Consider the following 12,702-nt stretch of genomic DNA (forward strand, 5'->3'; position numbering starts at 1 on the left):
CTAAGCCGCCGCTTTGCGATTCGGATTAACTCGCACCACCCCCGCCCGCGCCTCGATCTGCTCTTTCAGCTCATGGCGCATCCCGAGCACGAATGCCAACTCGGCCACGACAAACAACGGCCCGACAATCAGTCCGCTGATGTCATCGACAAATGCCGGTTTGCGCCCTTCATAGTGATGCCCGACAAACTGGATCACCCAGCCGATCACGAACATCGCCAGGCCGCTGCTCAGCCAGACCAGGGTGCTCTGCTGCGCCAGCGCATGCCCGGCCCACACCGACAGGCCCATCAGTACCGTCATCAACACGCCGAGCTTCAATTCCAGGCGCAGGTAAAACCACGCCGAGACCAGCGCCACCACAACCGCCGGAGATATCCACAACCCGCCCAGTGCCCATTGCGGCCGTGACAGCAGCACCGCCACCGCCACCACGATCAGCGGAATGCCGATAAAGTGGCTGGCGATGTTGCGCGGGTCGCGGTGGTAGGCGGCGTATTGACTGAGGTGGTCGACGAGGCTTTTCATTGTTGTTCCTCCAGTGGGGTTGAATGCATCATCCCTCGGGATCCGCGTTCGCTCTGTCGGGCAGGCGACACTCCAGGAGTGGTTATGCAAATTCGTGCACGGTTGCTCAGCGGCCAGTGGTTCAGTCATCTGCCTGCATCTTTTCAGGATAGCCTGCTGGCGCTGGCCCGGGAGCGGCGGCTGACGGCGGGACAACGACTGTTCCAGCGTGGCGATGCGCCGTGCGGTCTGTACGCGGTGCTCGATGGCGCAGTGCGCATTGGCGCGGTGAGCGAGCAGGGCAAGGAGGCGTTGTTGAGTCTGGTGGAGGCGCCGCACTGGTTCGGCGAAATTTGCCTGTTCGATGGCCAGCCTCGCACTCACGATGCCTATGCAGTAGGGTCGTGCACCTTGCTGAATGTTCCGCAAGCGGCGTTGCTCAAATTGCTCGACGAACAGCCGCAGTACTGGCGGCATCTGGCGCTGTTGATGAGCCACAAGTTGCGCCTGGCGTTCATCAATCTCGAACAGCTGAGCCTGCTGCCAGCCCCGGCGCGTCTGGCGCATCGCTTGCTGATGATCGCCGAAGGTTATGGCGAACTCGACGCACCGCGTCGGGTGCTGCAACTGCCGCAGGAGCAGTTGGCAGCGATGCTATCGCTGTCGCGGCAGACCACCAATCAGATCCTCAAGGATCTGCAGGGGCAGGGGATTATCGGGTTGGCTTACGGCGAAATCGAAATCCTCGATGCGGTGAGATTGCGTGCCTTGGCCACGATCTGAAAACTGAAACCGATCCAATGTCGGAACTGGCACCTGTGGCGAGGGGATTTATCCCCGCTGGGGCGCGAAGCGGCCCTGAACAAGGCACTGCTGCGTACTCCAGCGGGGATAAATCCCCTCACCACAAAGGCTCACTCCTACGAAGGATCCGCGTTTGGATTACGAACCGCGATAGGTCGAGAAACCGTACGGGCTCAGCAGCAGCGGGATGTGGTAGTGCTGATCAGTCTGCTTGACCTGAAAGATCACCGGAATTTCCGGGAAGAACGTCTCATGCTTGATCTTCTGGTAATACTCGCCGGTCTTGAACACCACGCGGTATTCACCGGCTTCGAATGGCTGTTTGGCAGGGAACAGCTCGGCGATCCGCCCTTGCTCGTTTGTGGTGCCTTGGGCCAGTGGCTGCCAGTTTTCGCCGACGTGTTTTTCCAGGGTGACGTTGATGCCCGGTGACGGCAGGCCGTTTTCCAGGTTGAGCACGTGCACGCTCAGCGGATTGCCGGCGGCCAGCGTCAGGCTGGAAACAGCACTCAGGCCGAGGGCGGCGAGAGTCATGCGCAGGGTGGTCATGGTGGATCTCCTTAGTGGGAACGGGTGATGGTCAGGCCGGCTTTGTCGGCGGCGGCGCGGGCGCAGTTTTCGTCTTGCTCACCGCCGCCGGAACCGGCCACGCCCATGGCGCCGACCAGTTCGCTGCCGGCGAACAACGGAATGCCGCCGCCGAGCAAAAGCAATTCATCGAGGGTGTTGAGGTTGGCGGTTTCCGGGTTGCTGCGGGCGCGCTCGGCGAACAGCCGCGTCGGCGTCTTGGTCGACAGCGCGGTGTAGGCCTTGCGTTGGCTGGCGGCGGTGTTGTGCGGCCCGACGCCGTCACCACGCAACGTCACCAGCAAGTTACCGCCACGGTCGAGCACCGACACCGTGCCGGTGCAACTGCTCATCGCCTTGTCCGCCAGCCAGCGTGCGGTTTTCAGGTCGAGATCGGCGTGGCGCGGCAGTTCTGGCGTGGCGCTCGCGGCGCCGCTGAGGCCGAGGATCAGGCTGGCGACAAGGTATTTGACGTTCATGTGCAGGCTCCGATTGAGAAGGTCTGCACCTTAACCGGCGCACTTCGTCAGAACCCCGTCAGGCGGATTACAAGTTTGTAATGGGCAACGGCGGCGAACACGCCTAGCCTGTGTACCTGATCAATCGAGGTGTGCCATGCGTTTGCTGGTCGTAGAAGATGAAGCCAAAACCGCGAATTTCCTCGCCAAGGGCCTGGGCGAGTCGGGTTTCGCCGTGGACGTGGCGCTCAATGGCCTCGACGGCCGCTATTTTATCGAGCAGCAGGAATACGACCTGATCATCCTCGACGTGATGCTGCCCGGTCTAAACGGCTGGCAATTGCTCCAGCTGATCCGCCAGCGCGGCGCTACACCGGTGCTGTTTCTCACCGCCAAGGACGCCATCGAAGACCGCGTCCGTGGTCTTGAGCTGGGCGCCGATGACTACCTGCTCAAACCCTTCGCCTTCGCCGAGTTGCTCGCGCGCGTACGCACGCTGCTGCGACGCGGGCCGATGCGCGAAGCCGAGTCGTACAGCATTGCCGACCTGGAAATCGACGTATTGCGCCGCCGGGTCAGTCGCGGCGGCCAGCGCATTGCCCTGACCAACAAGGAATTCGCCCTGTTGCAGCTGCTCGCCAGCCGCCAGGGCGAAGTGCTTTCGCGCACGCTGATTGCCTCGCAGGTGTGGAACCTGAATTTCGACAGCGACACCAACATGGTCGAGGTCGCCGTGCGTCGCCTGCGTGCCAAGGTCGATGACCCGTACATGCCGAAACTTATCCGCACTGTGCGTGGCGTCGGTTATCAACTGGAAGCGCCGGACGATGTGGAGTAAGTCGATCGCCTGGCGATTGGCGCTGGCCTTCGCCATGGTCTGCGCGCTGGTGCTGAGCGCAATCGGCGTGTTTCTCTACCGTTCGCTGGCCTCGGAATTGGCCTTTCGTGACGACATGGCTCTGCTCGGTCGCCTGGAGCAAGTACGCGCCTTGCTCGCCGACAGCGACAGCCTCGACGCCTTGCAGGCACGGCCACGGCTGTATCAGAACATGCTCGGCAATCTCGACAGTCTGTTGCTGGTGCGCCGGGCCGACGGTTCCAGCGTGATCGCGATCAACCCGCGCCAACGTGAATTGCCGGCGCTCAATGCATTAGCGCGAGAGCAAATGCCGCAGCGCCGTGACGTGCTCACCTGGCAGGCCAGTGACGGCGCCGAGCTGGCCTTGCTGTCCGGCCAGGCGCAAGGCCCCAACGGTGAAACCCTCACGGTGATCGCCGGCAAAGTGCTCAGCGAGCGCGAGCAGATGCTCGGCAGTTATCGCCTGCGTCTGTACCTGTCCGTCGGCCTCGGCGCGGTGCTCGCGTTTGCTCTGGGCCTGTTGCTGCTGCGGCGCGGCTTGCAGCCATTGCATCAGTTGAGTGAAGCGGTGCGCAGCATCGATCTGCGCAGCCTCGATCGACGCCTGCCTACCGAGGGCACGCCGAGCGAACTGCGCGAGCCGGTGCACGCGCTCAACACCATGCTGGCGCGGCTGGACGACAGCGTGCAGCGCCTGTCGCAATTCTCCGCCGACCTCGCGCACGAAATCCGCACCCCTCTGCACACCTTGCTCGCCAGCAACGGCCAGGCCCTGAACCATCCGCGCAGCACGGCCGAATATCAGGAAGTGCTGGCCTCGAACATGGAAGAGTTCGAACGGCTCAAGCGCATGGCCGAGAACCTGATGTTCCTCGCCCGCGCCGAACAGGCCGAACGTGCGCTCAGTCTGCAAACACTGGACTTGCACAACGTCGGCGACGAGCTCTGCGATTACTTCGAAGCCCTGGCCGATGACCGCGACCTGCAACTGCAAAACCGCATGCACGGCGAATTGCTCGCCGACCAGCAACTGCTGCAACGCGCCCTCGGCAATCTGCTGGCCAATGCCGTACGCCACGCCGACCCCGGCACCCTGATCAGCCTGCAACGCTTCGATGAACCGGGTATGTGCTGGCTGCAAGTGCACAACCACGGCCCGGTCATCGCGCCAGAGCATCTGGGCAAACTGTTCGACCGTTTCTACCGCGTCGATCCTTCACGTGCGGAACCGGGAGATTCGGGTGGGCTGGGTTTGGCGATCGTGCAGTCGATCATGCAATTGCATGGCGGGCGGGTGCGGGTGAGGAGTGATGTGGCGGGGACGGTGTTTGAGTTGGGGTTTGAGAGGCGGTGTCAAGACGTTAGCGATGGCTGACCATCTACGCTAAGCTCATTCACTTGCATTGTTTATGATGCATTTTAATTTTTTAGGTGGATTTTGCATTGTAAGCAATGCATTTGGGGCGGTGATGGAAAAAATTGGCGAGTTGATCAGATGCTTGCGTAAGGCCGAAAAGCTGTCCCAGCAAGCTTTGGCGCAGCAATACGGCATGAGCCGCGCAACAATCTCGGGGATTGAAAACAACACAATCTCGGAAATCGGTTTGCGCAAAGTCGAAGCCATTCTTAACGGATTCGGCTACGAATTGGCCGCAATCCCCCGCGGCTCTCGACGGCCGACACTCGACACGCTGCGCAAGGTGAACTTCCATGGCTGAGGCATTGGATCGCTTGCAGGTCTGCGTCGGCGGCCATGAGGTTGGAAGATTGGGGCGCGGGCACGCAGATGTCGACAGCGTGTTCAGCTATCGGGACGATGCGATTGATGAAAATGCCGTTTCGCTGACCATGCCGACACGCCTGGAAAGTTATGGTTGTGAACGCGGCATTCATCCGATATTCGAGATGAATCTTCCTGAAGGTGCGTTGCGCGATGAGTTGGTCCGGCGTTTCAGCAAAGCCGTGCGCGGCTTCGATGACTTCGCTTTACTAAGTATCGTCGGCCCGCATCAACTGGGGCGTCTTTCGATCGCGAGCGCATCGACAACTGATCGTCCACCTGAAACCTCGCTCGCTGAGTTGTTGGTTCATGACGGTGCGCAAGGTTTGTTCGAGGATCTTTTGCAGACTTACGGGCAGTATTCCGGAGTTTCAGGCGTGCAGCCCAAAGTGTTGGTGCGTGACAGTGCCGCTGCAATAGACCGACTGACGCACCGAGGCTCGACTCATCTGGTCAAAGCCTTCCGTGCCGAAGAGTATCCCGAGCTGGCAACCAACGAATTTTTCTGCATGCGCGCTGCGCAACTTTGTGGCCTCGACGTGCCGCATTTCGAACTCAGCGAGCATGGCAAATTTCTCGTCATCGAGCGTTTTGACTTGAGCGAAACCGGATACCTCGGTTTCGAAGACTTTTGCGTGCTCAACGGCTGGCCGTCGAAGGCCAAATACGACGGTTCTTACGAAGGAGTCGCACGGCAGATCAAGGCGTTTGTTTCGCCCTCATTACTCAAGCACGCACTGGAAGCTTTCTTCAAGATTGTCGCTTTATCGGCGGCATTGAAAAACGGCGATGCCCACCTGAAAAACTTTGGCGTGCTCTATGAGGATTGTGGCGAGCACTCATTGGTCAGGCTGGCTCCGGCGTACGACATCATCACCACGTCGGTGTACATCAAGAGCGATAGCATGGCACTGCTGTTGGGCGGTTCGAAGGCGTGGCCCAAGCATAAAATGCTTACCAGGTTTGGTCGTACGGCCTGCAATCTGAGTGAAGCGCGTTGTAACCAGTTACTGCATATGGTCGCACACGGTGTGCAGGAAGCGATGGGCGAAATGGCGGAGTACAGCGCAAATCATCCTGCCTTCGCGGAGGTGGGCGCTGCAATGATCGAACAATGGTCGGCCGGTCTGGCGCGCAGCCTGCGCAACAGTTGAAACTCAGCGCAACTGATCCCGAAACTGCCCCGGCGTCATCCCTGTCCAGCGCTTGAACGCGCGGCTGAAGCTGCTGGTGTCAGCGAATCCCAGCAGATAGCTGACTTCACTCAAAGAACACTGCGGGTCACGCAGGTGCAGCAGCGCGAGATTCTCGCGGCTTTCGTTGAGCAGGGTGTCGAAGCGACAGCCCTCATCCGCCAGATGCCGTTGCAGGCTGCGCAGGCTCAGGTGCAAGGTCTGGGCGATGCGTTCGGCGCTCGGCTCGCCTTCGGGCAACTGTTCTTCAATCGCATCGCGCACCTTACGCTCCCAGGTCAGCGGCTTGAGCTGGGCGAGGGTGCGTTTGAGTACGGCTTCGTTGTGTTCGGCCAGTTCCGGGTTGGCGTCGTCGAGGTGGCTGTCGAAGTCGCCGAGGGCGAATTCCAGGCGGTCTTCGGTGGCGGAAAAATACACTGGCGCGCGGAAGACTTTGTGCCATTGCTGGGCATCGCTCGGTTCGGGGCGGCGCAAGTACACCGCCAGCGGTGCGTAGTCACGGCCAAGGCGATTGCGACAGGTGCGCACGTAGATCGCCGCGAAGGCGTCGATGGCTTCGACGGCCGGCGCCGGGTTGCCGGGCGGGATTTTCAGGCGGAATTGATAGCGGTCTTCGCTGCGGCTCAGCTCCAGTTCCAGCGCATCGCTGACCACCGGGTGATAGCGCACGATGCGCTCGAACACCTCGCGCAAGCTGCCGCTGGCCACCAATGCATAACCGAGCGCGTGGAAGGTGGTCGGGCTGACGAAACGCGACACGCGCAAGCCCAGCGCCGGGTCGCCGCTGGCTTCAACGGCGAGCGCCCACAGGCGCGTGGTACCGGACAGCGGATAGCGCGCATTGGGGTCGTCCATCAGCGCTGGGTCGAGCCCGGCCTGTTGGCACAAGGCAAGGCTGTCCAGCCCGAGCGCGTCGAGTTGTTTGCGCAAGGCGCGGGTCCAGCTGGCGAGGGAGGTCGGTTCCTTCATGCGGATTGGCGCGTCCGGTCAACAGGTTGGCGTTCTTGGCTAGCGCGGATCGAACCCCGGCAAGGCACGATGCATTCATCTTAGACCCGAGGATGGAAGCATGGACGGTACTTCTGCAAGCCCTGAACGACTGAATGCGGCGCAGCGCTCGGCACATATTCGCCAAGTGGTGCTGGCCAAAGGTGCGCAATTGCGTGAGCGCTACCCGATTCTTCAGCATCAGGATGCCCTCGGTGCGGGGATTCTGGCGTTCGCGCTGGCCGGGATGATCGCTTCGGCGGCGCTGTACATCACTGGCCATATGGCTTGGTGGGTGTGCCTGCTGCTCAATGCTTTTTTCGCCTCGCTGACCCATGAGCTGGAACACGACCTGATCCACAGCATGTACTTCCGCAAACAGCGCGTGCCGCACAACCTGATGATGGGCCTGGTCTGGCTGGCGCGGCCGAGCACGATCAATCCATGGATCCGTCGCCATCTGCACCTCAACCATCACAAGGTTTCCGGCACTGAAGCCGACATGGAAGAGCGCGCAATCACCAACGGCGAGCCGTGGGGATTTGCCCGTCTGCTGATGGTTGGCGATAACGTCATGTCGGCCTTTATCCGCCTGCTCCGCGCCAAGACCTGGGCACACAAGTGGAGCATCGGTAAACGCGTGCTCAAGGTCTACGCACCGCTGGCGCTGCTGCATTGGGGCGCGTGGTATGTGTTTCTCGGCTTTCACGCGGCCAATGGCATTGCGCATTTGCTCGGCTCGCCCATCGAGTGGTCGGCCACCACGCTTTCGGTGATGCAGGTGATCGATATTGCCGCCGTGGTGATCATCGGCCCGAATGTATTGCGCACTTTTTGCCTGCACTTCATCAGCTCGAACATGCATTACTACGGCGACGTCGAACCGGGCAATGTGCTGCAGCAATGCCAGGTGCTGAACCCTTGGTGGCTGTGGCCGTTGCAAGCGTTCTGCTTCAACTTCGGCAGCAGTCACGGGATTCATCATTTCGTGGTCAAGGAGCCGTTTTACATTCGTCAGATGACCGTGCCGGTGGCGCACAAGGTGATGCGCGAGATGGGTGTGCGGTTCAATGATTTCGGCACGTTTGGCCGGGCGAACCGGTTTGTGCGCGGAGATGAGGAAGTGGTGTCCGGGGAGGCGGTGGAGGCCTGACAGATGCCCCTCACCCTAACCCTCTCCCAGGGGAGAGGGGACTGATCTAGCTGTTTATGCTGGATACATCGACCTGAAATTTCGAGCCGACCTCAAGTTGGAAAAGCATGAAGATCTGCTCCCTTTCCCCCTCTCCCTCAGGGAGAGGGCTGGGGTGAGGGGGGCTTTTGATCTTGGTTCAATCAGGCTGAAACGGCGAAGCACTGAGGATCACCCCGGTCTCTTCCACATACCGCTGCCAATGCCCGATCAAGTCAGTGAGTTTCTGCGGCTGACTCAACGCCAGATCATGAATCTCCCCTGGATCGCTCGCCAGATCATAAAGCTGCCAGGTCGCCGGCCCGACAGGCCCGGGAATCCACACGGCCTTCCACGAGCCTTGACGAATCGCCCGGCGTCCGAACAATTCCCACCCTGTCACGGTGTGCTCGTCATGCACCTGCGCGGTCTCGCCGGACAGGAAGCCCAGCCACGACTTGCCGCGCAGTGGCGCCACCGCTTTGCCTTTCCACTGTTTGCCCGGATGCCGCACGCCAGCCAGATCGAGAATGGTTGGGGTGATGTCCATCACCGTGCCGAAACCATGGCTGATCTGCCCTTTGAGCGGCAATTGTGGATAGTGCAGCAGCGCCGGCACGCGGATCCCGCCCTCGGTGGTGAAAGCCTTGAACAAGCGTGACGGCGCGGTTGCCACTTGCGCCCAGTTCGGCCCGTACCAGACGTAGGAATTGGCCCGGCCGATGTTGTCGAGGCTGTTGTCGTAATGCTGGTTGAGGTAGGTCATCAGCTCCGGGCCGAACTTGGGGAACGCTTCCAGCAGCGCGCCTTCGGCACCGTTGTCGGACATGAACAGGATGAAGGTGTTGTCGAGCTGGCCTTGCTGGCGCAGGTAATCGATGACCCGGCCGATGTTCCAGTCCATGCGCTCGACCATCGCCGAGTAGACCTCCATGGCTCGTGCGGAAATCTGCTTTTGTTCATCGCTCAACGCGTCCCACTGCGCGCTGAGCTGAATAAGCGGGTGCGGCTCGACGTCCGCGTCGATCAGGCCCAGCGCCTTGAGTTTTTCCAGGCGTTCGAGGCGCAGCACTTGCGGGCCGGCGTCATAACGGCCACGGTATTTCTCGACGATCTCGGCCGGTGCCTGCAGCGGCCAGTGCGGCGCGGAGAAGGGCAGGTAAGCGAAGAACGGCCGGGTCTGATCGCGTTCCTTGAGGTACTGCAGCAGCTTGTCGCCGAAGGCATCGGAGGAATAGAAATCCTTCGGCAACTCGTCAACAAACTGATCGTCCTCGATGTACAGCGCCGGGGTGGATTTCAGCAGGCCCGGCGTTTGCTCATCGTAGGTCGGCTCGAAACCATAGTGGTTGGCAGCGCCCGGCAACAGTGAAAACGAACGCTCGAAACCACGCGCATGGGGCGCCAGTTCAGCCTTCAGCCCCAAGTGCCATTTGCCGCTCATCAAGGTTTGATAGCCGGCCTCGCGCAGCAGCTCGGGCAGGGCGACGACGCGGTCATTCAGGTAGCCTTCGTAACCAGGTTTGCCGATCAGTTCCGGGGTCAACGCTTCGGCCATGGTGCCGATGCCGGCGATGTGGTGATCGGTGCCGGTCAGCAGCATCGAGCGCGTCGGCGAGCAGGTCGGTGCGGTGTGAAAATCGGTCAGGCGCAGGCCGTTCTCGGCCAGCGCATCAAGGTTCGGCGTAGCGATTTCGCCGCCGAACGCACCGATGTCGGAAAAGCCCAGGTCGTCGGCCAGAATCACTAGAAAGTTGGGACGTTGCGGCATCGCGAAACTCCTGTTCAGCAGGCAATGAACGTCAGCGGCAGATCGCGGATCTGCACCGCTGCGCTCGGTTGGTAATGGTCATCACTGGTCAGTTCGTGCAGCAGTTCTTCACGCAACTGATGGAAGTCGTAACTGCTGCGCTGGCGCGGGTGCGGCAGGGCGATGTCGACCACTTGCTTGATCCGCCCCGGACGCGGCTCCATCACCACCACGCGGTCGGCCAGAAAAATCGCTTCCTCGACATCGTGGGTCACCAGAATCGTGGTGATCTGTGCCCGCTCGCGGATCGCCAGCAGCTCGTCCTGCATTTGCTGGCGGGTCAGTGCGTCGAGGGCGCCGAAGGGTTCGTCGAGCAACAGGATTCGCGGGCTGGCGACGAGACCGCGAGCAATCGCCACGCGCTGCGCCATGCCGCCGGAGAGTTGATGCGGATAGGCCGCGGTGAAATCGCTGAGGCCGACCAGCTCGATAAAGTCTTTGATGCGTTGTTGCTTCTGCGCTCCGCTCAGCGGTTCATTGACCAGACCCAGGCCGATGTTGTCGGCGACCGTTAGCCACGGAAACAGGCGATGTTCTTGAAAGACGATGCCGCGCTCGCCGCCGATGCCGCTGACGGCCTTGCCATCGACACTGATGTGCCCGCGAAACTCGGTGTCGAGGCCGACCAGCAAACGCAGCAAAGTGGATTTGCCGCAGCCGCTGGAACCGACGATGGCGACGAATTCGCCCTCGGCAATGTCCAGGTTGAATTCGCGAATCGCCTCCAGTTCGAAACCGTTGACGGCGAAGGATTTGCCTACGTGGTTGAAGCTGACAATCGGTGCGTTCATGCGTGTCTCCAGCGGGTCGCGCGAATTTCCAGGCGTTGGCCGATCAGGTTGAGCAGGGCGCCGGTGAGGCCGACCAGCAGCATGCCGGCCATGATCAGATCCATGCGCAGCAGCTGCTGCGCGCCGATCATCTGGCTGCCGATGCCGCCATTGGACGGCATGAAATATTCAGCGCCGATGGTGCCGAGCCAGGCGTAGATCAGGCTCAATCGCAGCCCGGCGAAAATCCCCGGCGCAGCGCCGGGCAGGACCAGTCGACGCATGCGCTGACCGAGGCTCAGGCGCAGCACTTGCGCGGCTTCGTTGAGTTGCGGCGAGAGGTTGGCGACGCTGCGCTGGGTGGCGATGAACAGCGGGAAGAAGGCGGCGAGAGCGACGAACACCCACTTGGCCAGTTCGCCGAGACCGAACCACGCGGTGAGCAGTGGCACCCAGGCGAAAATCGCAATCTGCCGCAGTGCGGCGAGTGTCGGGCCGAGCAGGCGTTCGCTGAGACGTGACAGGCCGAGGAGCAAGCCCAGGGCGAAACCGAGGCCGCCACCGATCAGCAAGCCGCCCAGGGTGCGGCTCAGGCTCAGCGCCATGCCGTTGACCAGCGTGCCGTCGAGCAGTCCGTCCCATGTCGTGCTCAGCACAGCCGCAGGGCTGATCAGAATATTCGCGTCGACCCACTGCTGATCATTGGTCGTTTGCCAAAGCGCCAACAAGCCCAGCGGCAACAGCCACGGTTGCAGGCGCTGCCAGCCCTGATAGCGCGGGTCGCGTGTGATGTGCGCGGTGGCCGGGTGCGGCCAGTGCACCAGTTTGCGGTCGAGCAGGCCGATGCCGCGATCCATCGCCACGCCGATCAGACCGATGACCACGATGCACACGAACACGATGTCGAGCATGAACAACTGCCGCGCCCAGACCATCATATAGCCGATGCCTTCGCTGGAGGCCAGCAGCTCGACCGCCAGCAACGAGGTCCAGCCGGCAGCGAGTGCCAGGCGCACGCCGGCCATGAACGCCGGCAACGCAGCGGGAAGCACCAGGCGCCGAATCAGCAGACGCGGCGGCAGGCGCAACACGGCGGCGGCTTCGCGCAGTTTCGGTTGCGCATCGCGCACGCCAACCAGTGTGTGCAAGGTCACCGGCACCACAATGGCCTTGATCAGCACCACCAGTTTCAGCAGTTCGCCGATGCCGAAAAACACCATGAACAGCGGAATCCACGCCAGCGTCGGCACCTGCGCCAATCCGGCGAATGTCGGAAAAACCAGGCGCTCCAGACGTCGACTGAAGCCCAGTGCGGCGCCAAGCACCGCGCCGGTCGAAACGCCTGCCAACAAGCCCCAGAACAACCGTTGCAGGCTGATCCACAAATGACTCCACAACTCGCCTTGGGCCAGTTCCACAGCGCTGCTCCACACCAGCGATGGCGCCGGCAGGATCTGCTCGCTCATCCACTGATTGCGCGCGGCCAGCCACCACAGGACGAACAGGCTGACGGGCAACAGCCAGGGCAACAGGCGTTGATTCAGGCGGGGCCAGGTGCGACGGCTTTTCAGCGGCGGCGCGGCCAGCGGCAGGCTGAGCAGAGATTGACGGGCCATGGATGACCTCCGTTGTCGGGTTGCATGGCGAACCGCTTTTCATGTGGGAGCGAGCCTGCTCGCGAAATGGCTGTTTAAGGCAGCATCGATGGCGGCTGGCAGGGCCTCTTCGCGAGCAGGCTCGCTTCCACATTGGGTTTCGGCATATATGAAACGGATCTAACAAACTTGCGTTAGATG

13 protein-coding genes are annotated in these 12,702 nt (G+C 61.5%); 6 read left to right on the plus strand and 7 right to left on the minus strand.

The features are described 5' to 3' along the window. Positions 1-528 carry a DUF962 domain-containing protein gene (locus F8N49_RS19150; protein WP_151552119.1) on the minus strand — a complete coding sequence of 176 codons (528 nt, stop codon included), beginning with the start codon at positions 526-528 and terminating at the stop codon, positions 1-3. An 84-nt stretch (positions 529-612) separates the two neighbouring features. On the opposite strand from F8N49_RS19150, the gene F8N49_RS19155 reads away from it, so the two are divergent. Then, on the plus strand, positions 613-1,290 hold the full coding sequence (locus F8N49_RS19155; protein ID WP_151552121.1) for a Crp/Fnr family transcriptional regulator: 678 nt from the start codon (positions 613-615) through the stop codon (positions 1,288-1,290). Between the two features lie 159 nt (positions 1,291-1,449). On the opposite strand, the gene uraH is transcribed toward F8N49_RS19155, so the two are convergent. Continuing rightward, positions 1,450-1,860, minus strand: a complete 411-nt coding sequence (gene uraH, locus F8N49_RS19160) for a hydroxyisourate hydrolase (RefSeq protein ID WP_016772241.1) — start codon at positions 1,858-1,860, stop codon at positions 1,450-1,452. An 11-nt stretch (positions 1,861-1,871) separates the two neighbouring features. Then, positions 1,872-2,357, minus strand: coding sequence for a heme-binding protein (locus F8N49_RS19165; protein WP_151552123.1), 486 nt, complete (start codon positions 2,355-2,357; stop codon positions 1,872-1,874). A 136-nt stretch (positions 2,358-2,493) separates the two neighbouring features. On the opposite strand from F8N49_RS19165, the gene F8N49_RS19170 reads away from it, so the two are divergent. The 4 genes from F8N49_RS19170 (at position 2,494) to F8N49_RS19185 (ending at position 6,129) form a co-directional block, all read left to right on the plus strand. Further along, positions 2,494-3,174, plus strand: coding sequence for a heavy metal response regulator transcription factor (locus F8N49_RS19170; protein ID WP_151552125.1), 681 nt, complete (start codon positions 2,494-2,496; stop codon positions 3,172-3,174). Next, entirely contained in the window at positions 3,164-4,570 is a 1,407-nt protein-coding gene (locus F8N49_RS19175) for a heavy metal sensor histidine kinase (RefSeq protein WP_151552127.1), read from the plus strand. Before F8N49_RS19170 ends, F8N49_RS19175 begins: the two co-directional genes overlap by 11 nt. A 94-nt stretch (positions 4,571-4,664) precedes the next feature. Next, the gene (locus F8N49_RS19180; protein WP_151552139.1) at positions 4,665-4,913 is read left to right on the plus strand and encodes a helix-turn-helix domain-containing protein; all 249 of its coding nucleotides are present in this window, start codon (positions 4,665-4,667) and stop codon (positions 4,911-4,913) included. Continuing rightward, complete coding sequence (locus F8N49_RS19185) at positions 4,906-6,129, plus strand: type II toxin-antitoxin system HipA family toxin (RefSeq protein ID WP_151552129.1); 1,224 nt, start codon at positions 4,906-4,908, stop codon at positions 6,127-6,129. The genes F8N49_RS19180 and F8N49_RS19185 overlap by 8 nt, the downstream gene beginning before the upstream one ends. Positions 6,130-6,132: 3 nt before the next feature. Here F8N49_RS19185 and F8N49_RS19190 read toward each other — a convergent pair whose 3' ends face one another. Beyond that, positions 6,133-7,137 (minus strand): AraC family transcriptional regulator, encoded by a 1,005-nt coding sequence (locus tag F8N49_RS19190; protein WP_151552131.1) that lies wholly within the window; start codon positions 7,135-7,137, stop codon positions 6,133-6,135. 100 nt (positions 7,138-7,237) lie between these two features. On the opposite strand from F8N49_RS19190, the gene F8N49_RS19195 reads away from it, so the two are divergent. After that, positions 7,238-8,308 carry a fatty acid desaturase gene (locus F8N49_RS19195; RefSeq protein ID WP_151552133.1) on the plus strand — a complete coding sequence of 357 codons (1,071 nt, stop codon included), beginning with the start codon at positions 7,238-7,240 and terminating at the stop codon, positions 8,306-8,308. A 178-nt stretch (positions 8,309-8,486) separates the two neighbouring features. Here the strand turns inward: F8N49_RS19195 and F8N49_RS19200 are convergent, their stop codons facing one another. The 3 genes from F8N49_RS19200 to F8N49_RS19210 are packed head-to-tail and all read right to left on the minus strand — an operon-like array spanning position 8,487 to position 12,522. Further along, entirely contained in the window at positions 8,487-10,097 is a 1,611-nt protein-coding gene (locus F8N49_RS19200; protein WP_151552135.1) for an arylsulfatase, read from the minus strand. A gap of 14 nt (positions 10,098-10,111) precedes the next feature. Continuing rightward, positions 10,112-10,927 (minus strand): ABC transporter ATP-binding protein, encoded by an 816-nt coding sequence (locus F8N49_RS19205; protein WP_125925849.1) that lies wholly within the window; start codon positions 10,925-10,927, stop codon positions 10,112-10,114. After that, a complete protein-coding gene (locus F8N49_RS19210; protein ID WP_151552137.1) occupies positions 10,924-12,522 on the minus strand; it encodes an ABC transporter permease in 1,599 nt (532 codons plus the stop codon). Before F8N49_RS19210 ends, F8N49_RS19205 begins: the two co-directional genes overlap by 4 nt. Positions 12,523-12,702 lie beyond the last annotated feature (180 nt).

It is taken from the genome of Pseudomonas sp. GXM4, assembly GCF_008923895.1.
In the GTDB taxonomy this organism is placed as follows: Bacteria; Pseudomonadota; Gammaproteobacteria; order Pseudomonadales; family Pseudomonadaceae; genus Aquipseudomonas; species Aquipseudomonas atacamensis.

Excerpts from the sequence above, each read along its gene's own strand:
- F8N49_RS19150 (WP_151552119.1), bottom strand. The coding sequence starts at position 528 with ATGAAAAGCCTCGTCGACCACCTCAGTCAATACGCCGCCTACCACCGC.
- F8N49_RS19155 (WP_151552121.1), top strand. The coding sequence starts at position 613 with ATGCAAATTCGTGCACGGTTGCTCAGCGGCCAGTGGTTCAGTCATCTG.
- uraH (WP_016772241.1), bottom strand. The coding sequence starts at position 1,860 with ATGACCACCCTGCGCATGACTCTCGCCGCCCTCGGCCTGAGTGCTGTT.
- F8N49_RS19165 (WP_151552123.1), bottom strand. The coding sequence starts at position 2,357 with ATGAACGTCAAATACCTTGTCGCCAGCCTGATCCTCGGCCTCAGCGGC.
- F8N49_RS19170 (WP_151552125.1), top strand. The coding sequence starts at position 2,494 with ATGCGTTTGCTGGTCGTAGAAGATGAAGCCAAAACCGCGAATTTCCTC.
- F8N49_RS19175 (WP_151552127.1), top strand. The coding sequence starts at position 3,164 with ATGTGGAGTAAGTCGATCGCCTGGCGATTGGCGCTGGCCTTCGCCATG.
- F8N49_RS19180 (WP_151552139.1), top strand. The coding sequence starts at position 4,665 with ATGGAAAAAATTGGCGAGTTGATCAGATGCTTGCGTAAGGCCGAAAAG.
- F8N49_RS19185 (WP_151552129.1), top strand. The coding sequence starts at position 4,906 with ATGGCTGAGGCATTGGATCGCTTGCAGGTCTGCGTCGGCGGCCATGAG.
- F8N49_RS19190 (WP_151552131.1), bottom strand. The coding sequence starts at position 7,137 with ATGAAGGAACCGACCTCCCTCGCCAGCTGGACCCGCGCCTTGCGCAAA.
- F8N49_RS19195 (WP_151552133.1), top strand. The coding sequence starts at position 7,238 with ATGGACGGTACTTCTGCAAGCCCTGAACGACTGAATGCGGCGCAGCGC.
- F8N49_RS19200 (WP_151552135.1), bottom strand. The coding sequence starts at position 10,097 with ATGCCGCAACGTCCCAACTTTCTAGTGATTCTGGCCGACGACCTGGGC.
- F8N49_RS19205 (WP_125925849.1), bottom strand. The coding sequence starts at position 10,927 with ATGAACGCACCGATTGTCAGCTTCAACCACGTAGGCAAATCCTTCGCC.
- F8N49_RS19210 (WP_151552137.1), bottom strand. The coding sequence starts at position 12,522 with ATGGCCCGTCAATCTCTGCTCAGCCTGCCGCTGGCCGCGCCGCCGCTG.